The organism is Streptomyces sp. NPDC014864 (genome assembly GCF_043081525.1).
Lineage (GTDB): Bacteria > Actinomycetota > Actinomycetes > Streptomycetales > Streptomycetaceae > Streptomyces.
Genome location: NZ_JBIBWT010000002.1, coordinates 325,691 through 343,750, shown reverse-complemented (window position 1 = coordinate 343,750; position 18,060 = coordinate 325,691). Strand labels below are relative to the sequence as shown.

The window sequence follows — 18,060 nt, the reverse complement described above, 5'->3', positions numbered from 1 at the left end:
CAGATCATCGCAGCCGTTGCTGCGAACCGATCAAGGAGCCAGCCCCACAGAAACGCCGGCCAGGCGGTCGGGAGGTAGAGCGAGCTTTGCGGGATTGCGAACCGAGTACTCGCCGTCGTTGACACGGACACCGCGTTCCGTGGTCGTCCAGCGCGCCGGACCCCACAGGCCCTGGGCTTCGAGGAGAGCGGCGGCCAGCGTGTCGGCGGCCTCGGCCTTGGTGCGGGCCCGCAAGGCAGCCGCCAGGCGATCCTTCGCATCGTCGGGTAGGGCATCGTCGCCGAGGGCGGGCAGCAGGAGCAGCAAGCGGGCGTGGGGGTCTGTGGTGGTGCCACCGGGCAAGGCGTTGCCCGCCGCCGCGACCAACTCCGGCCAGGCCAGTCCGGGGCCCATGAAGTGGCCTTCCTCCGTGGCGAGGAGCTCGACCCGGTCCCAGTCGGGGTGGTGCAGGAGATAGTCGACTCCCTCGTCCTCCTCGAACGTGCGGTAGACGATATGAACGCGGTGGCCGGCCCGTAGCGGGATGGTGAACGTGGGCCAGTCGGCCTGCTCGAACAACCGGCGCTGGAAGGCTCCGGCCGCCTCGTAGTCGGCTCCGTACAACAGCTCCTCCACGTCTGTACTGTCTGCCCAGTTGTGGAGGTGTGCCAGCCAGAACAATCGCTCGTTCAGCAGCTCAGGCCGGTGAGTGAACGGCTCATCGCCGTAACCCGGCAACCGGACAGGGTGCAGATCCGCGCTGTTCGTCACATAGGTCATCATGCCGCCCAGCGCTGCCGAGACGATAGTTCGGTACTTACGGGACAGCCCTTGGCAGCCCTATGCGCCGGGGTCGCGGAGGCCGACCGCATCGTGCCGCCAGAAGGGCTCTGCGTAGACCAGCGTCCCGTTCATCCACGTCTCGTACCCCGGCAGCCTGATGGCCTGGAAGGCGCCGTCCGGAATGCGCAAGGAGGGCTTTCGGAAGCCCTGGTCGCCGCCGGGCGCGAACCCGAAACGGGAGTAGTAGCCCGGATCGCCTTCCAGGAAGACGAGCGGGACGGCCCGCTCGGCGAGCACCTTCAGCCCGTGCCGGACCAGGGCCGAGCCGACACCGCGCTTCTGGTGCTCGGGTGTGACAGCCAGGGGGCTGAGCACCTGCACCTCGACCAGCCGCCGAGGGGCGTCGAGCAGACTGCGGGTGAACATGACGTGCCCGACGGACTGCCCGTCGTCCTCGGCGATTAGTGAGAGACCGTCCCCGGGAGTCACGGTGTCCCGCAGGGTGTCGACCAGGTCGGCCACGACACGGCCGTGGTCACCGAACGCCCGCAGGTGAAGGTTCCGCACGGTCTCTCTGTCACTGGGAAGTTCCTCGCGAAGACGCATGCCCGCAGGGTAGGGAGCCCTCCCGCACGCTCGCACCGGGTTTTGGAGCCCGGCCGACGCGGCGCCTCGACAGCTGCTCCAGCCAAGCGTCCTCCTTGTGCCGCCGGAGCCAAGCCCACGGGCCGGCCGCGGCCGTCTGTGGAGGGGGTGTGGCCGAGGAAGTGCGCAGGTCCGTCGTGGTGACGCCCACCAAGGCGACGGCGCCGAGACACAGCAGGCCGCCGCTGACGAGAGCCGCTGCTCCCGAGGTGGCGTCCGCGACCAGGCCGCCGCGCATGTTTGCCGATGTCGGGCCCGGCCTGCCCGACGATCTGCTCAGCGGCGCTGACGCGGCCCAGCAGTTCGCGCGGGGTGTGCGTCTGGACGACGGTGCCCCGGGACACGACGGAGACGGTGTCTGCGGCGCCGGCCATGATGAGGAAGGCCAATCCGGTCCACGGGTCGGGTGACATGCCGAACAGGGTCAACGCCGCGCCCCACACGGCGCTTCCGCCCAGCATGACCAGGCCGGGGCGGGGCAGCCCGGTGAAGGTCCCGGAGAAGAGGGACGCGGCCACGCCGCCGAGGGCGATGGCCGTGAGGAACAGTCCGAGCGTCCGCGGGTTGCCGCCGAACCGTTCCGCGTTGACCAGAGGGAACAGGCCGATGGGCATCGACAACACGGTGGTGGCCATGTCGGTGAGGAGGGCCCCGCGAACGGCGGGAGTGCGGCCGAGGAAGGCCAGACCGTCCAGCACCTCCCGCAGGCCCGGCCGTGCGCCCTCGCCGCCGGCTTCCATGCGCGGCAAGCCGAACGCGCCGTAGAGCGCGGCGACGAACGTCAAGGCGTCGATCAGGTAGCAGCCGCCGATGCTCCACCCGCCCACGATCAGTCCGCCCAGAGCGGGACCCACCAGCATGGCGCCCTGGAAGGAGAGTCGTCTCAGCGCCAGTCCCGCTGCCAACTGGTGCTGGGGCAGCAGGTGAGTAAGGAACGTGCGGGAAGCCGGGCCACCGCAGGCGACCAGGCAGGACTGGGCGGCGACCAGCCCCAGGACTCCGGCCACGGGAAGGTGTCCGAGGAAGCCCTGCAGCGCGAGGAGGAGCGAGCACACGGCTTGCCCGCCGGTCGTGAGCAGATACAACTTCCGCCGGTCCCCTCGGTCGACCAGCGATCCGGCGAAGAGCGCGAGCGCGACGAGAGGAATCGCCTGCGCCAGCCCGATGGCACCCGTCCACATGGCGCTCCTCGTCGTCTGCCAGACCTGGAACGCCACGGCGACGAGCGTCATCTGACTGTCGAAGCCGGACAGCGTCTGGCCGATCCACAACCGCCGGAACGCCGGTGACGACCGTAACGGAGTCACGTCGAGCAGCGTGCGTCTCAGCCCCATGCGGGGTCCTCCGCCAGCTTCTCGGCGATCCGGTCGTGGAAGGTCTTGCGCTCCAGAGCCTGCTCGATATCCGCGACGACCCGGGAGAGCGGGTAGGGAATCTCCGCTTCGAGGTCCGCGAGGGCGGCCTCGGTGGCACGCCATTCCGCCGCCAGGCGACCGACGACGCGGCGGGCTTGGTCGGTGAGCATCACCTTCTTGCTCCGCGCGTCGTCGCCCACGACGGTCTCGACCCAGCCCGCCGCGCGCATCGCGGCGACCTTCTGGCTGAGCGCCGAATGCGTGCGGTGAACCGAGTCGGCGAGTTCAGTGATGGTCATGGGGCCGCGGGCGTGCAGCCGGAGCAGTTCCATGACGAAGCTCGGCTTGAGCCCGTCGATCCGTTCTGCGGAGTAGATCCGGGCGATGTCGGCGTCCATCGAGGCCTGGAGGAGGCGCAGGGGCCGCCAGAGGCTCTGCTGCGTCGAGTCGAGTGCCTGGAGGTCGGGTGCCTGGGGGTCGGTCATCAGGCAACTGTAAGAGCGCTTATATAAGCACTATTGTTTTCCCGGTCCGCGCCGGCGTGACAGTCGCCCGGCCCTTCTCCACCGAGGCACCTGAAAGGGCTGCGAAACCAGGCACCGGGAGACGGCCTGCGCGCTGGAAGATCGCGCCGCCGTGCCTTTGGGCCCTGGCTGAAGGCGCCTGACTAGGCAAGGATCAACCGACATGATGCGCTTGCACTTCACCGAAGCCGACCTGCGGAAGATCACCCTCAAGGGGCCCGACGCCCTGGAGGAAGCAGCCTTCAGCGTGCGCTGCGGGCGCGCCGGAACAACCGGACTGCACCGCAGGCGGCCCGAACTTGCACGATGGCACCGCCGAAGTCGCTCCGCCACCGAGGCCGGGATCCTCTTCGATCTCGTCCCCCAGGACGGGTTCTTACCCGACTTCCTGGTCCAGTTGACGGACGACATCGATATCGGCGCTGCCATGGCGGCTCAGACACCTTCCGAGCAACTTGCTTCCGACATAGCGCAGTTGCGCGGCCCGGCGCGCCATGGGCATCGACTGCGGGAACTGGCCGAAGGCGCGTCGGAGGCGCGCGAGGAACTGGCCAAGGACCTGCGGCGCTACTTCCGCTCCAGTCTGGCCGACTTGTGGCCATGGGTGCGAGCCGGTGCCGGTGCGGACCGGGCACTACGGTCCGAGGCCCTGCTGCGTGGCGGCGTCGACGGACTGCTGGCCACGCTTGGTACCTGCTGGCGCTGGGAACCACCTGTGCTGCACATTCCCTGGCCGGACCGCGTCACCGTCGACGTACCGCTGTGCGGGCGGGGCCTCGTACTGGTCCCGTCGTATTTCGGCGGGCCCGCGCTGATGTACCGGCCCGGGGAGTCCACCGTGCTGATCTACCCGATGCATACGGGAGACTCCCCCGTCTGCGGCCCGGACGCGCTCGGCCCCCTGCTCGGGCGCACCCGGGCGGCCGTTCTGGCTTCGCTGCAGTATCCGGCCACCACCACGGCGCTCGCCGACCGCGTCGGCGTGTCACTGCCCTCTGCCAGTCAGCACACCACCGTGCTGCGCAACGCCGGCCTGATCACCACGACGCGCACCGGCGGCGCGGTCTTGCACGCCCTGAGTCCGTTGGGGGCACGTCTTCTCGGCGGCGACACCGCCGGCCGCTGACACCATCGGGCGCCGGCCCGGCCCGGCCGCCGCGCGGCACCGGCCGGCGCCGCCGAGGTCGTCGTGGGGCTGTGGCCGGGTGTCGTGCGGCGGGGGCCAGGTGTGGTCAGTGGTCGAGGAGGGCGCCCGCGCCCTTGGGGGTGAACCGGCTCAGCGCCTCGTCGATGCGGGCCGGACAGGGCGTCGTACTGATCGCCGAAGGCAACGTCGGCCTCTACCAGCGCCCGGACCTCGTCTACCGGCCCGTCCTCGGTCTGCCCGAAGCGGAGCTGGCCATCGCCTGGCACGTCACCGACCGCCGCCCCGAAGTCACCGAACTCGTCACCGCTCTCACCGGCCGCGCACGTCCGAGCACCGCATCCGAGGAAGAAGGACAGCACCGGACCGGCGCCTGAGCGGTCTCGGTCGCACGGCGATCGATACGTCGATGGCTCGATACGTCGATGGCTCGATACGTCGCCTGCGGGGCTCGTGGATCAGCTCTGGCAGCCGCAGCCCGACTCCGTCTCGGCCTCGGTGAGGGGCACGGCGGGGTCGGCGGACGTCTCCGCCGTGGTGCAGCAGGCGCTGACGCCGCAGCACGCGTCCGCGGACTCGGCCGTCACGGTGGGCGGGTCGGTGTTCAGGGGCTTGGCGGCGCGCACGATCGCGGAGTGCATGCCGTCGGCGACCGGGTGGGTGGGGATGATGTCAATGTCGGTGAACCCGGCGGCGGCGAGGCCTCGGCGGTACTCGGCGAAGGACAGGGCGCCCGCGATGCAGCCGGCGTAGTCGCCGCGTTCGGCTCGCTGTCCGATGGTGAGGGCGTCGTCGGCGACGACGTCGGAGACTCCGATCCGGCCGCCGGGCTTCAGGACGCGGAAGGTCTCGGCGAAGACGGCCGGCTTGTCGGTGGACAGGTTGATCACGCAGTTGGAGATGACCACGTCGACGGTGTTCGCGGGCAGCGGGATGGCCTCGATGGTGCCCTTGAGGAACTCCACGTTCGTCGCTCCCGCCTTCTCGGCGTTCGCCAGGGCGAGTTGGAGCATCTCGTCGGTCATGTCCAGCCCGTACGCCTTGCCGGTGGGGCCGACGCGGCGGGCGGAGAGCAGGACGTCGATGCCGCCGCCGGAGCCGAGGTCGAGGACGCGCTCACCGGCCCGGAGCGCGGCGACGGCGGTCGGGTTGCCGCACCCGAGCGAGGCGGCCACGGCCTCGGCGGGCAGGGTGTCGCGTTCGTCGGCGCCGTAGAGGGCGGAGCCGAAAGTCTCGTCGACCTCGACCGGCTGCGGCCCGCAACACGCGGTACCGCCCTCGGTGACCTTCACGGCCGCCGCCGCGTACCGCCTGCGGACGGTTTCCCGCAGGTCGGTGGGCTGTTCGCTCATGACGCACTCCTGGATCACGTGGTAGGGCGCTACCGGGGAACGGCCTGCATCGACGTTCGCTGATGCCACCTTGCGCCTTGAATCGAGAAACGTCAACATAGGGAAACATCGAAACAGCAGCCCTTTGTCGGCGTGCAGCTTGACCGGACGCAGGCGGCGCGGGCCGCGGAACCGGGACCAGCCCAGCTGTCCTCGGACGTCAGGTACGTAGAGGGTGACCGGTGGGGCCCTGGCTCACCGACCACCGCAGGTCGCCGGAGCGGCCGAGAAGGCGTCTACGATCCGGTTGATCACCGAGCCGGGGAAGGGGACATGGCCAAAGGCCGGAAAACGGAAACGGTCGCCGAGAGACCGGTGGAGCTGGCCTACCGGCCGACCGTCGGCGAATTGACCTCCGCGCTGCGGGCACGCGCGAGGAACACCGGCGCGGGACGCTTTCAGCGCCGGGCGCTGATCTGGACGTCGGCGGTCTCGGCCGTCGGCGCCCTGCTGTCCTCGGCCGGCTCCGGCCGCCGGGTGCCGCTGTATGTGGGGCTGGTGCTCTTCGCCGCCTTCATGACGGCGGTGCCGTGGTTGCAGGCGCGCCGCCTCCACCGGCTCGCCGAACGGCAGGGGGACATCTGCGGGACGGTCGACGACACCGGGGTCCGCCTCACCACCGCGCACAGCTCGGCCGGCCACGACTGGCACCTCTACTCGCGCTATGTCGAGACGCCGGAGCTGTTCGTACTGCTCAGCGCCGACAAGTCCGCCGTCGGCTTCGCTGTCCTGCCCAAGCGGGCCGTCGCGGACCCGGAGGAGGTGGACCGGTTGCGGGCAGTCCTCGACCGGCGGCTCGTGCGCGCGGACGCCGAGGCGCCCGGAAGCCCGCGGAGCCGGGGCCGGGCCGTAGGCCGGGGGGCCGGCTCCGTCGGACTGTTGCTGCTGGGGCTGCTGCTGTTCTTCTTCGCCTTCGCCGCCGTCCGGCACGCCACGCACCCGGACCGCTTTCCCGGGATCCAGAACAACACCGCCCCGATGTCGGCCGTCATGCTGGGGCTGGGGGCGCTTGCGGTCGCCGGGGCCTGGTGGCTCGTACGGCGGATGACGGCCATGCGGATCGTGACCGCAGTACTCGCGGTCCTTGTCCTGCTGGCCGGTGGCGCCGTCCTGTACCGCGTCGGGCCGATGCTCCACTGCTGGGGCTCGGACCGGATCGCCCGGGAGCCCGCGGGCGCCTACGTGTGCCACGACTTCTGAGCGGGCCACGGTCTCCGAGCGGGCCCGCCGACTCTCCGCGGTAAGTGGCCCCAGAAAATGCTGCGCACCCGCGGCACGTCCGATGAGTTTCTTCACGCTCGGCAGTCAGAGACCATGTTCGGTGCGCGTCAGCCGCGAGTGCGGCGGAAGACTGCGCCGACCGACTTCGCCGACAACCGCACACGAGACATCGAGGATCCAGCATGCGCACCCTGATCAGCACCGCTTTCGTATCCCTCGACGGAGTCGTGGAGGCCCCGGGCGGCGAGCCCGGGTACCGCAACGCCGGGTGGACCTTCAAGGACATCGAGTTCCTCCCCGAGGCCTTCGACATCAAGGGCCGTGAGCAGCGGGAAGCCACCGCGATGCTCATGGGCCGCACCAGCTACGAGGCGTTCAGCCCGGTGTGGCCCGACATGGAGGACTTCGCCGACTACAACGTGATGCCGAAGTACGTCGTCTCCACCACCCTCGGCAAGGACGACCTGGTGTCGAACTGGGGCGAGACGACGATCCTGCGCTCGCTCGACGAGGTCGCCGAACTGAAGGAGACCGAGGGCGGCCCGATCATCGTCCACGGCAGCGCCTCCCTGAACCAGGCCCTCTCCGACGCCGGCCTGATCGACCGCTATCACCTGCTCGTCTTCCCGCTTCTGCTCGGCGCGGGCAAGCGCCTCTTCAGCACCACGGACAAGGACACGCAGAAGCTGAAGCTGGTCGAGCACGAGGCCTATGCCAACGGCGTGCAGAAGAACGTGTTCGACGTGATCCGCTGACGGCGGCTCCGGCGCTCGTCACGGACACCGGCAGCCGGCCGGGTGGACGACCCGGTACGAACTCGTCCGCGCCCTGTGCCTGCCCACGACCGTGCAGCGCGTCACGCTTCAGCACGCGTCCGACGTTCGACTCCGGGGTCGGCTCCGTACACTGACGGGCATGGCATGCCGCATCAGTGAGCTGGTCCTCGACTGCGCCGACCCCGAGCGGCTCGCCGCGTTCTGGAGCAAGGTCCTCGGCTACGCCGAACTCGGCCGGGAGGACGACGGAAGCATCGAGATCGGGCCGCCCGACGACGGCTTCGGCGGTCCGCAGCCCACCCTCGTGCTCAGCCCCAGCAGCGCCCCGCGGATCGGGAAGCTCCGACTGCACATCGACGTCAACGCCACCGACCGGGACCAGGACGCGGAGTTGGAGCGGCTGCTCGCTCTCGGCGCCAAGCCCGTCGACGTCGGGCAGACCGGCGCCGAGAACTGGCACGTCCTGGCCGACCCGGAGGGCAACGAATTCTGCCTCCTGCGTGCCCGGCTCCAACCGCTCTCGTCACACGCGTCCTGAAGTCACGCTGGGCCGTTCCCCTGATGCCGGGGGGCTCGTCGGGGTCAGTGTCCGAGCTTGTGCTGAGGTTCCGCTTGTTCATCCTCGCTCGTCCTTGGCACGGCCGAGCGGCGGCGGACGGCCCCTGGGGCAGGAGGGCAGACGGGGCCCAACGCAGCATCCGCCCCCGTCAGTCCAGTTCGTGTGCGAGCAGGTCCATCAGCAGCCCGTCCTGCCAGGCGCCCGTTCGGTGATCGCGCCAGTATGCCCGCATGATCCCGACGGGCTTGAAACCGACCCGGCGATAGCAGCGGATGGCGGCGGTGTTGGCCGCGGCGGGATCGATGGTCAGCCGGTGGTGGCCGCGTTCCCGAACCAGCCACCGCGCCAACGTGCGCACCGTGTCCGTGCCCAGACCTTTGCCGTGCTGCCGCGCCGTCAGGAAGACGTCGATGCCGGCATGGCGGAACTCGGGGTCGGTCTCCTCCTCGAACTGGACGGCTCCGATGACTTCACCCTCGAGAACGACGGCGAGCATGCCCGCGTAGTCGTCGGGTGGCGACCACCACGCCGCGACCTCCGGCTCCCTCACGATCCTGTCGAGGCTCTCACCATCGCCGTCCGCCACGGACCGCAGAACGACCCTCTCCCCGCGCAGCTCCATGCCGCCCATCCTCGCAGGGAAGGTGAAGGCTTCCGTCGGAACAGCCCCAAGGACCGCACCCGCCCCCGCCCGCACACCCGCCGGTCGCCCCAGGGGCACCCGGTGACCGACGTGGAGGCCGAGGCCTCGGAGGAGCCGGACCGCGTTTCGTACCGGGTCGGCGGGCCGCCGGAGTTCGATCAGCAGGCACAGCCGTGGCTGCTGGAGGACGGCGCCCGGAAGTACGACGCCTGTCGGCCGCTGCACGGTACACGAGCCCTCGCCAATCCGTGGATCCGCGAGGCTTCCGTGCGTCCAGGCCCCGGGTCGGCTGCGGAGCGGTGTGTGCCGATATTCGTTTCGTGCCGTGGGGGAAGGGCCTTACCGTGGCGCGGTGACGACTCAGGTGATCATGCTCAACGGCGGCTCCAGCTCGGGGAAGTCCGGGATCGTACGGTGTCTGCAGGCCGTACTGCCGGATCCGTGGCTGGCGTTCGGCTGCGACTCGTTCGTCGACGCTCTGCCCGCGAGGATGCAGGCGTCGGACGAAGGAATCGCGTTCTCAGCGGATGGCGAAGTGAGCGTCGGGGCGGAGTTCCGGGCCCTGGAGGCGGCCTGGAGGGAGGGGATCGTGGCGATGGCCCGGGCGGGCGCCAGGGTCATCATCGACGAAGTCTTCCTCGGCGGAGCGGCGTCCCAGCAGCGGTGGCAGAAGGCTCTGGGCCCACTGGCCGTGCTGTGGGTCGGCGTCAGATGTGAGAGCGCGGTCGCCGCGGGCCGCGAGGTAGCACGCGGAGACCGCGTCCAGGGGATGGCCGCGTCGCAGGCGGATGCGGTCCACCAGGGGGTGTTCTACGACCTGGAGGTGGACACGACGCATTCCGAGTCCCTGGAGTGCGCGCGAAGCATCGCCGCCCACGTCGGCTGATCGCTGGACCGGCTCTCGGCTCCCACGCTCCACGGGATGCCGCCGCTGTTGCCCGTTGCCCCCCAGTCGGGGCCGCGACACATTCGACGCGCCGGCGGAGTCGCACGTTCACCGGAAGGGACTCCGACGACTCCCCCGCCGTCGCCCCGGCCCTCCCCCACCTCGGCCATCCCACGCCGTGCCACAGCCCCGGCGCACCCCCTCCCCCGCCAGGCACGATCCTGGCCCGGCTCCGGTTGCCGTCCCGGCCCGCTCCCGACCCCAGTCCCGGGCAAGAGCATCCGCACACGGCAGGAGATATCTGCTGCCGTCACCCGTTCGGCGGTACCCGGGCGGGCGGGAGGAAGCAGGCGGTCACCGCGCGGGGGCCAGCGCCGGCGGGCGGCGGTCCGGCGGGAACCGCACGGCTGTTGAGGTCGGCGAAACGAGGGAGGCGGCTCTCCGGACAGGGACGGCGGCGCCTGCTGTCCGGCACCAGTGGGGTGTGCCCGGGGCGCGGGTGTCGGACAATGGAGCAGGCCGAAGCCCCGGCCCGATTCCGGCGGGCCGGGGCTTCCGCATCATTCGGTCGGCGCGGGATCAGTCCTTGTAGTCGTGGTCGACCACGCGGAAGCTGCCCACGACACCGTCCTTGACCTTGACGCCCTTGGTGTGCCGCACGTGCACGCCGTCGCTGGAGCTGTGCGGGCCGACGGTGGCGACGGGAGCGCCGTTGTCACACACCACCCCGCGGAAGACCTCGACGGTCTTGCGGCTGTCGTTGCGGATGTTCAGGGTCTTGGCACCCAGGCCGCTGATCACGGTGATGCAGTCACCCGAGTGGGTGGAGTAGGAGCGCTCGTTGACGAGGATGCGGCCCTCGTCGTAGTCGCCGCCCTTCTGCGCACCGCCGTCCATGGGCCCCGCTGCGGGAGCCGCCGCGGGAGCGGCCGGAGCCGCCTGGACCGCCGGGGCCGCCGGTGCCGCCGCAGGCACCGAAGCGGCCGAGGCGTAGGTGATACCCGTCGCCACCAGAGCCGCGGCAGCCGCGACACCTGCGGTGACAACAGTGGAACGAGAGGTCTTCATGTCGCTTCTCCTGTCTCACGGACACCGGCTCGACAGCCGGTACGAGATTGAACGTAACGATCACCCCCACGTCTGTCATTTCGGGCGTTTCGGATAGCTGCTCTCGGAGCGCCGAACGGGGTATTTCCTGCGCCCTCGCACCTCTCCCCCGACCGGACAGCGCGACACAAACCCCAATGGAGATAAGCGTATTGACATACGATTAGCCCTTTAAGGTGATCTTCTGACGCTCGCTCACCCAATACACCGGCGTGTCGCTCCCTCGACAGCAAGGTGAGTCGCGCTAAGGGGGGTGCACACGTTCCACGGCACCACCGCGGCACCGTTGAGGATCAGCATGACGGCGTCCGCCGTGACGAGCATCAGGCTGTAGCCCGAGGGCGGCGGGCCGAGTGAGCAGGCAGCCCTGACGTGCATCCGGAAAAATAGAAGCCATGTACATAATAGCCATGTATAGTTATTGCTGTGGGTTCAGCGGCGGAGAGTGCGACGGCGGGGTTTCTGGTCTGGCGCTTGTCGATGAAGTGGCGGGTAGCCGTCGACCGGGCGGTCGGGCCGCTGGGCCTGACCCATGCCCAGTACGCGTTGATGGCATCGCTGTACGGCATGTCGCGCTCCGGGCTGCGACCCAGCCAGCGCGGGCTCGCCGATCACACCGGGCTCGAACCGTTGTACGTCTCCAAGCTCGCCCGCGCTCTGGAGGCCGCCGGACTCGTCACCCGCACCCGGGATCCGAACGACCCGCGCGCCATGCAGCTGTCGCTCACCGGTCAAGGACGCGACGTCACGCACCGTGCGATCACGGTGGTCCAGAGCCTGCTGGACCAGTGGCTGGAGCCGCTGGGGGGACAGGACAGCCCGCGCACAGGGCAGTTCATCCGCGAGCTGGCGACCCTCCTCGATGCGCCTCTTGACCCGCACATCGCGACGAACAAGGAGCAGACATGACCACCGCCGCACCCCCCGTCAACGGCCGGGTCATAGCCCTGGCGCACTACGCCGCGCGTGCCCTCCTGGAGGGCGTACTGGTCCGCCACGGCGCCACGTTCCACCAGAGTGTGACGCTCCGTGCCGTCGTGGTCGCGGGCGAGTCCACCGTCCGGGACGAGCTGGTGGGCGACGTCAGCGGCGCACTGAAGATTGACGAGTCGGTCGTGCGCGGCGTGATCGAGGAGCTGACAGCCCTGAAGCTGCTGGAAGAGGACCCGGCAGTGGCGTCCCGGATACGGCTCACGGCCGCCGGACGGAAGCTGTACGAGAGCACCACCGCGGAGACGGCCGAAATCTCCGCCCGCCTCTACGCCGGCATTCCGGCCGAGGACCTGGCAGTCGCGGGCCGCGTGCTGGCATTGATCACGGAGCGCGCGAACACCGAGTTGGCCGACGTCTGAGCGTCTGCCTGCTTCCCAACCTCCTTGCATACGAAGGATATCCGCGTACTCGCCGACACGGTCGCGCGTCGAGGTAAACCGCAAAGAGTTCTTTGCGAAGAACTCTTTGCGGACTACGGTGTGTCGCATGGCTGATGCAGTGGAGAGGCCGGATGGCCCGAGCGTTGAAGAGGACTCGGTTGTCCTGGATGCCAAGGGGCTACGTGCCCTGGCGCATCCGGTGCGTGTGCAGTTGGTCGGGCTGCTGCGGAAGTACGGCCCGTCGACGGCCACCCGCCTCGCGGAGCGGCTGGGGGTGAATTCCGGTACGGCCAGCTACCACCTCCGGCAGCTCGGCGCGGCCGGTTTCGTCGAGGAGGACACCAAACGCGGCAACGCGCGAGAGCGCTGGTGGCGTTCGGTGCACCGGACTACCTGGTTCAACGATCCGGAGCTGGCCGAGCGGGAGCCCGAGGCCGCGCTGGCCTACCAGCAGTCCGTCGCCGCCATCTACACCCTGCGCACGCAGCAGACCCTGAACGGGCTTCAGACGATGCCCCGCGCATGGCGGAACACCTTCGACATGAGCGACTGGGCCCTGCGGCTCACGCCCGAGGAAGCCGCCGCCCTGTACCGGGAGTTGGCGGAAGTCATCGCGCGCTACCGGCGAGACGCGCCGGAGACGGCGGCAAGTGCCCCCGAGGGAGCCGAACGGGTCGCCGTGATCACGCAGATCCTGCCCGAACTGGATGCGCCTGCCGCGCCGTCGCTCCCTTCCGGTCCTCAGGAAGAGGAAGGAAGCTCGACGTCATGACCGACGACGCCTCGGGGGCCGGCGGCATACCGGGCAAGAGGTCCTTACGGCCGCTGGGCGGGGTGCTGGCGGCCATGGCCGTGTCGCTGACCGGCACGCGGATCTCCGTTGTCGCACTGCCCTGGTTCGTCCTCGTCACCACCGGCAGCGCCACCCAGACCGGACTGGTCGCCTTCTGGGAGATGACTCCCTACGTGGTGGTCAAGGCGTTCACCGGCCCGCTGGTGGACCGGATCGGCCCGCGGGCCGTTTCCTGGACGACCGATCTGGCCAGCGCGACCGCCGCCGCCGCGGTTCCCCTGCTCCACGCCTTGGACCTGCTGTCCTTTCCCCTTCTGCTGGTTCTGGTCGCTCTGATCGGCGCGGCCCGGGGCCCGGGCGACCTGGCCAAGGAGGTGATGGTCCCGGAGGCGGCCGAGCGCGGCCGGGTGCCGCTGGAGCGGGCGACCGGTCTGGCCGGTGTGATCGAGCGGCTCGCCTCCACCGTCGGCCTGGCGGTCGGCGGATCCCTGGTGGCGCTGCTCGGTCCCCTGACGGGGCTCGCCGTCAACGCGGGCTGCTTCGCCCTCGGATCGGTGATCATCAAACTCGCACTGCCTCGCGGCACGGGGCACGCGGCCGAGGAAGCCCCCACGCCGGCCGGGGAGACGGGACCGGGCTACTGGCGGCGGTTCGGCGAGGGCTTCACCTTCCTGCGCAGCGATCCGCTGCTGCTCACCTTCATCGTCATGCTCGCCATCACCAACCTGCTGGACGCGGCGATCACCTCGGTGCTCGTACCCGTCTGGGCCAGGGAGTCCGGCAACGGGCCGACCGCGATCGGCCTGATGGGCAGCATGATGGGGGCCGCGGCGGTCGGCGGGAGCCTGATCGCCGCGGTGCTGGCGCACCGGCTGCGGCGGCAGATGGTGGTTTTCACTGGGTTCCTGCTGGCCGGGGCACCGAGGTTCCTGATCCTCGCCTTCGATGCCCCGTTGGGGGTGGTACTGGCCGTCTTCGCCCTCAGTGGGTTCGGTGCCGGCTTCGTCAACCCAGTGCTGGGGGCCGTCCTCGTCGAGCGGGTGCCGCGCCGGATGCTGGGCCGGGTCAACGCGCTCGGTGACTCACTGGCCTGGGCCGGTATCCCTCTCGGCGGGCTGCTCGCCGGGGCGGCGGTGACCGCTGCCGGACTCGTGCCGGTGCTGCTCACCTGCGGTGTCGCGTACTTCCTCACCACGAATCTGGCTGGACTGCGGCCGGAATGGCGCGAGATAGACCGTACGCGTGGGCGGGGCGTCGTGAAGCCGCATTCCAAGGAAGGCGTCCACAAGGCAGTGCGAATGTAGTGACATGACGTTTACGGGAGGGAGGTGGACCATCTGGCTTCCTTCTCCCTCCCACCGCTCCTTCTGACCTCGCCCACGCTTCACGGACGCTCATGGCCCATTCTGGTTCGCCGAGGATGTGACCTCCGCCGAGAGGGAGCCGCCGCCGGAGACCGAGGTGACCGCGTCCAGCTCGTGCGCAGGACGGCCTCCTTGAGCATGTCGATGAGTGGCACGACGCCCCACCGGCGCTGTACCTCGCCCTTGATCCTGTGCAGATTCTTCGGCTCGGGCTGGGCCTCGGCCGGGGTCGGCCGGGTCGCCCCGGACTTCCGCTCGCCGATGTCCAGCCATCCCATCTTCGGCATCCGGTCGTTCAGCAGGCCCAGTTCGGTGGTCATCTGCTCGCGCAGCTCGTCGACGAAGGCCTGCGGGTCGAGTGGCTTGCGCAGCTCGCGGTAGTTCTCCTCCGCCGCGGCGAGCAAGCCCGGCCGCCCGTCTGGGTCCTCGAACCCGGCCTCAGCCGCAACAACCTCCCCGTCGCCGTCCACGTCGGCGGCTGCCACATGGCAGGCGAACGCTGGAAGGGCGTGCCGCGGGACGTCGCACTGCGAGCTCTCGCCGAAGGCGTTGACGCGTGTGAACACTGCCGGCCCGGCACGGTACGAAGATCAAGCCAACATGCAGGCCAGTGCCAGGCGGAAAGTGGGGGCCTCGCGGCTGGTACTACCGTAGGCGGCAGGTGATCGGTGTCCCTGACCAGGCCACCGCGCGACACCCAGTCCATCAACGACCGACCGGCCCGCGCCCAGACACCGACGGGCCACCTCAGGGGGAATGAAACGTGCCACATCCACACCCGTTGCACCAAGAGGACCGGCGGCTTGGGGAGACGGCGCCGGCACGACCGCCGGCTCGCGGCACAACGCCGGACGCCGTCATCGAAACCAGCGGGCTGCGCATGCGCTACGGACAGCGCGATGTGGTCGACGGTCTCGACCTGCGCATTCATCGTGGAGAGCTCTTCGGCCTCCTGGGGCCCAACGGCGCGGGCAAGAGCACCACCATCGAGATCCTCGAGGGCTACCGCCGGCGCTCCGCGGGGCAGGTGACGGTCCTCGGCCAGGACCCGGAGGCCGGCGACGCGGCGTGGCGGGCCAGGATCGGCATCGTGCTGCAGTCCAGCCGCGACCACGGCCGCTGGCGTGTCGCCGAATTGCTGCACCACTTGGCCCGGTACTACCCCGATCCCTTGGACCCGGCGGAACTGCTGAGCACTGTCGGGCTCGCGCAGCAGGCCGACCAGCAGATGGCGAAGCTGTCGGGGGGTCAGCGGCGCAGGCTCGACGTGGCGCTCGGCATCATCGGCCGCCCGGAACTGCTGTTCCTCGACGAACCGACCACCGGCTTCGACCCCGAAGCCCGCCGTGACTTCCACATCCTGCTGCGCACGCTGCGAGACGAGCGCGGCATGACCATCGTCCTGACCACCCACGACATGGCCGAAGCCCAGCAACTCGCCGACCGGATCGGCATTCTCCAGCACGGCCGGCTCACCGCCTGCGGCAGCCTGCGCGAACTCGCCGACGCCGCCCAGGCCCGCTCCGAAGTCCGCTGGACCGACCCCACCGGCACCCCACAACGCGTGATGACAGCGGACCCCTCCCGGACCGCCTGGGAACTCCACCAGCACTACGGCGGCCCGATCCCCGATCTGGAGATACGCCGCCCCACTCTGGAAGACACCTACCTCGACATGGTCGCCACCGAACTCGCCGAACCCGCCTGCGCCGCTCCCCTCAAGGAGGCGTCGTGAGCCCCCTCCGACTCGGACTCGCCCGCGGTGCGCTCGAACTGCGCCAGGTGCTGCGCAACCGCAAGGACCTGTACACCTACCTGGCCACCCCCGTGATCTTCCTCGGCGTGGCGTCCTGGCGCTCCGACGGCGGCACCCCGGAAACCACCCAGCTGATGCTCGCCGGCGGCGTGGGAGCGACGATCTTCATGTTCGGGCTCATCACCGTTCCGCAATTCCTCTTCGGCGACCGCGAGGACGGCACCCTGCTGCGGCTTCGCGGCATCCCCGGCGCGATGCCCGCCTACCTCACCGCCAAGACCGTGTTCGTCCTGGTCAACATCCTCATCGCGGTCGCCCTGCTGCTTGCGGGAGGAAGCCTCGTCCTTGGGGCAAGCCTGCCCAGCTCACCCGCCAGGTGGCTGACCCTGGCCTGGGTCATCACTCTCGGCATCGCCGCGGTCGTGCCCGTCGGCGCGGCCATCGGCGCGCTGCTGCCCGCAGCCAGGGAGGCTCTGGGCCTGTACATGATGCCCGTCATGGCGCTGATGTTCGTCTCCGGAGCGTTCTCCCCGCTGCGGAACCAGCCGGCATGGGTGCAGCATCTCGCTTCGGCCTTCCCCTTGCGGTGGATCGCGCAGGGCGTACGTTCAGCGCTCCTGCCCGACAGCGCCGAGGCTCAGGAGCTCGCCGGAGACTGGCAGCACCTGACCGTCCTCGCGGTCCTCGCCGCATGGACCACGGCCGGATTCGTCCTGGCCCCGGCCCTGCTGCAGCGGATGACCCGACGGGAGTCCGGCAGCCGGATGTCCGAGCGCGAGACCAAGCGTCTGGCAAGGACCGCGTACTGAACGAACGTCGATGACGCCCGGCGGTCTGCGCGTCGGCGCAGGCCGCACGGCCCACTCGAGCACCTGTCAGGCGACCGGGTCCCATGCCGCAAGAGGGGCCCCTCGACGCGACTGGTCAAACCAAGTCGCCTGTAGAGACCGGCGACGTGTCGATGAAACGTGTGCTCACCGGCATCCACCTGATGCACAGCGGCGAGGTGCAGGCTCACCTGCCCTCCCTCATCGGCGAGTTGGACGCGGCTGGCTATCTGCCCGCGCCGGTGGCCGCCAAGGCGGAACACGAGCACGGCACGGCCGTCGTCGACCACACGCGCGTGGCGGCCGACGTGCAGCGGCTGCATGCCGTGCTCGACGAGGCGCAGGCCTCCTCAGCTCTGCCTGGGACGCCCACCGCGTACGACGCCCTGCACGACTTCGTGGTGCACGTCCGGCTGACCGGCTGAGGCGCGGCGCGCCCGCAACACAGGCACAGCCGCTGGTCAGCGCGTACACCACTGCCGTGAACACGGCCCGCTCGTCACACCGAGCGGTCCCCCCACCTTGCGGACGAGCAGCGAACGACGGGAGCAACGGGGTTCCGCTTCGGACGCCGCATCCAGCAGAATAAAAACAGGCGAAAAGGGATTAAAAGCGACAGAATGGATGGTGACCCACCAGCCGGCCGTCTCAGCCCGGCGACAGACGGCTGAACGGTCACCCCAGCACGGAAGTGGGATACGACATGACCGAACCACTGCGTCGGCCCGGTGAGACCCCTCCCGGGGAGGGCTGCACGGCGGAAGCCCATCAAGAACGGCCGGACGGCGGTATCTGGGAGCACCCCTACTTCTGGCTCGGCCTGATCGTCCTCGGGTCAGTAGTCGTCGCGGCTTACTTCCTGCTGCGCATCGTCAGCCTGTAAAAGGGCGACGGGCGCGACGCCGACGCCCTGGCCTGCCGCAAGGCCGACCAG

Annotated in this window: 20 protein-coding genes and 2 pseudogenes; 15 read left to right on the top strand and 7 right to left on the bottom strand. The window is 69.9% G+C overall.

Annotation, left to right across the window (positions count from 1 at the left end; translation table 11 throughout):
- Positions 1-30: 30 nt before the first annotated feature.
- From ACF1A5_RS05510 to ACF1A5_RS05495, 4 genes and pseudogenes are all read right to left on the bottom strand, one after another.
- Positions 31-762: a hypothetical protein gene (locus ACF1A5_RS05510; RefSeq protein ID WP_392191508.1), complete on the bottom strand. Its 732-nt coding sequence runs from the start codon at positions 760-762 to the stop codon at positions 31-33.
- Positions 763-819: 57 nt separating this feature from the next.
- Positions 820-1,368: a GNAT family N-acetyltransferase gene (locus ACF1A5_RS05505; RefSeq protein ID WP_392191507.1), complete on the bottom strand. Its 549-nt coding sequence runs from the start codon at positions 1,366-1,368 to the stop codon at positions 820-822.
- 127 nt (positions 1,369-1,495) lie between these two features.
- Positions 1,496-2,741, bottom strand: a pseudogene (locus tag ACF1A5_RS05500) (MFS transporter); the annotation flags it as partial.
- Entirely contained in the window at positions 2,732-3,247 is a 516-nt protein-coding gene (locus ACF1A5_RS05495) for a MarR family winged helix-turn-helix transcriptional regulator (RefSeq protein ID WP_392191506.1), read from the bottom strand. The pseudogene ACF1A5_RS05500 and the gene ACF1A5_RS05495, both read right to left, overlap by 10 nt.
- A 205-nt stretch (positions 3,248-3,452) precedes the next feature.
- Here ACF1A5_RS05495 and ACF1A5_RS05490 point away from each other — a divergent pair, with 205 nt between their 5' ends.
- Positions 3,453-4,412 carry an ArsR family transcriptional regulator gene (locus tag ACF1A5_RS05490; RefSeq protein WP_392191505.1) on the top strand — a complete coding sequence of 320 codons (960 nt, stop codon included), beginning with the start codon at positions 3,453-3,455 and terminating at the stop codon, positions 4,410-4,412.
- A 134-nt stretch (positions 4,413-4,546) separates the two neighbouring features.
- Positions 4,547-4,807, top strand: a complete 261-nt coding sequence (locus ACF1A5_RS05485) for a hypothetical protein (protein ID WP_392191504.1) — start codon at positions 4,547-4,549, stop codon at positions 4,805-4,807.
- Positions 4,808-4,888: 81 nt separating this feature from the next.
- Here ACF1A5_RS05485 and arsM read toward each other — a convergent pair whose 3' ends face one another.
- Positions 4,889-5,782, bottom strand: coding sequence for an arsenite methyltransferase (gene arsM / locus ACF1A5_RS05480; RefSeq protein WP_392191503.1), 894 nt, complete (start codon positions 5,780-5,782; stop codon positions 4,889-4,891).
- A gap of 312 nt (positions 5,783-6,094) precedes the next feature.
- On the opposite strand from arsM, the gene ACF1A5_RS05475 reads away from it, so the two are divergent.
- The 3 genes from ACF1A5_RS05475 (at position 6,095) to ACF1A5_RS05465 (ending at position 8,356) form a co-directional block, all read left to right on the top strand.
- Positions 6,095-7,021 carry a YcxB family protein gene (locus ACF1A5_RS05475; protein WP_392191502.1) on the top strand — a complete coding sequence of 309 codons (927 nt, stop codon included), beginning with the start codon at positions 6,095-6,097 and terminating at the stop codon, positions 7,019-7,021.
- Positions 7,022-7,224: 203 nt separating this feature from the next.
- On the top strand, positions 7,225-7,797 hold the full coding sequence (locus tag ACF1A5_RS05470) for a dihydrofolate reductase family protein (RefSeq protein WP_392191501.1): 573 nt from the start codon (positions 7,225-7,227) through the stop codon (positions 7,795-7,797).
- 160 nt (positions 7,798-7,957) lie between these two features.
- Positions 7,958-8,356 (top strand): VOC family protein, encoded by a 399-nt coding sequence (locus ACF1A5_RS05465; protein ID WP_392191500.1) that lies wholly within the window; start codon positions 7,958-7,960, stop codon positions 8,354-8,356.
- A gap of 169 nt (positions 8,357-8,525) precedes the next feature.
- Here the strand turns inward: ACF1A5_RS05465 and aac(6') are convergent, their stop codons facing one another.
- Positions 8,526-8,999: an aminoglycoside 6'-N-acetyltransferase gene (gene aac(6'), locus ACF1A5_RS05460; protein WP_392191499.1), complete on the bottom strand. Its 474-nt coding sequence runs from the start codon at positions 8,997-8,999 to the stop codon at positions 8,526-8,528.
- A gap of 373 nt (positions 9,000-9,372) precedes the next feature.
- Between aac(6') and cpt the strand changes: the two genes are divergently transcribed.
- Positions 9,373-9,906: a chloramphenicol phosphotransferase CPT gene (gene cpt / locus ACF1A5_RS05455; RefSeq protein ID WP_392191498.1), complete on the top strand. Its 534-nt coding sequence runs from the start codon at positions 9,373-9,375 to the stop codon at positions 9,904-9,906.
- Between the two features lie 579 nt (positions 9,907-10,485).
- Here the strand turns inward: cpt and ACF1A5_RS05450 are convergent.
- Positions 10,486-10,974, bottom strand: coding sequence for a hypothetical protein (locus ACF1A5_RS05450; RefSeq protein ID WP_392191497.1), 489 nt, complete (start codon positions 10,972-10,974; stop codon positions 10,486-10,488).
- 465 nt (positions 10,975-11,439) lie between these two features.
- On the opposite strand from ACF1A5_RS05450, the gene ACF1A5_RS05445 reads away from it, so the two are divergent.
- From ACF1A5_RS05445 to ACF1A5_RS05405, 9 genes and pseudogenes are all read left to right on the top strand, one after another.
- Complete coding sequence (locus ACF1A5_RS05445; RefSeq protein WP_392191496.1) at positions 11,440-11,922, top strand: MarR family winged helix-turn-helix transcriptional regulator; 483 nt, start codon at positions 11,440-11,442, stop codon at positions 11,920-11,922.
- Complete coding sequence (locus ACF1A5_RS05440; protein ID WP_392191495.1) at positions 11,919-12,365, top strand: MarR family winged helix-turn-helix transcriptional regulator; 447 nt, start codon at positions 11,919-11,921, stop codon at positions 12,363-12,365. Before ACF1A5_RS05445 ends, ACF1A5_RS05440 begins: the two co-directional genes overlap by 4 nt.
- 127 nt (positions 12,366-12,492) lie before the next feature.
- A complete protein-coding gene (locus ACF1A5_RS05435) occupies positions 12,493-13,158 on the top strand; it encodes an ArsR/SmtB family transcription factor (RefSeq protein ID WP_392191494.1) in 666 nt (221 codons plus the stop codon).
- Positions 13,155-14,483: an MFS transporter gene (locus ACF1A5_RS05430; RefSeq protein ID WP_392191493.1), complete on the top strand. Its 1,329-nt coding sequence runs from the start codon at positions 13,155-13,157 to the stop codon at positions 14,481-14,483. Before ACF1A5_RS05435 ends, ACF1A5_RS05430 begins: the two co-directional genes overlap by 4 nt.
- A 251-nt stretch (positions 14,484-14,734) precedes the next feature.
- Positions 14,735-15,208, top strand: a complete 474-nt coding sequence (locus ACF1A5_RS05425; protein ID WP_392191492.1) for a DUF6233 domain-containing protein — start codon at positions 14,735-14,737, stop codon at positions 15,206-15,208.
- A gap of 215 nt (positions 15,209-15,423) precedes the next feature.
- Complete coding sequence (locus ACF1A5_RS05420) at positions 15,424-16,278, top strand: ABC transporter ATP-binding protein (RefSeq protein ID WP_392191491.1); 855 nt, start codon at positions 15,424-15,426, stop codon at positions 16,276-16,278.
- The gene (locus ACF1A5_RS05415) at positions 16,275-17,108 is read left to right on the top strand and encodes an ABC transporter permease (RefSeq protein WP_392191490.1); all 834 of its coding nucleotides are present in this window, start codon (positions 16,275-16,277) and stop codon (positions 17,106-17,108) included. The genes ACF1A5_RS05420 and ACF1A5_RS05415 overlap by 4 nt, the downstream gene beginning before the upstream one ends.
- Positions 17,109-17,212: 104 nt before the next feature.
- Positions 17,213-17,551: pseudogene (locus ACF1A5_RS05410) on the top strand (nucleotidyltransferase domain-containing protein); the annotation flags it as partial.
- A 278-nt stretch (positions 17,552-17,829) separates the two neighbouring features.
- Complete coding sequence (locus ACF1A5_RS05405) at positions 17,830-18,009, top strand: DUF6480 family protein (protein ID WP_392191489.1); 180 nt, start codon at positions 17,830-17,832, stop codon at positions 18,007-18,009.
- The last annotated feature ends 51 nt before the right edge of the window (positions 18,010-18,060 follow it).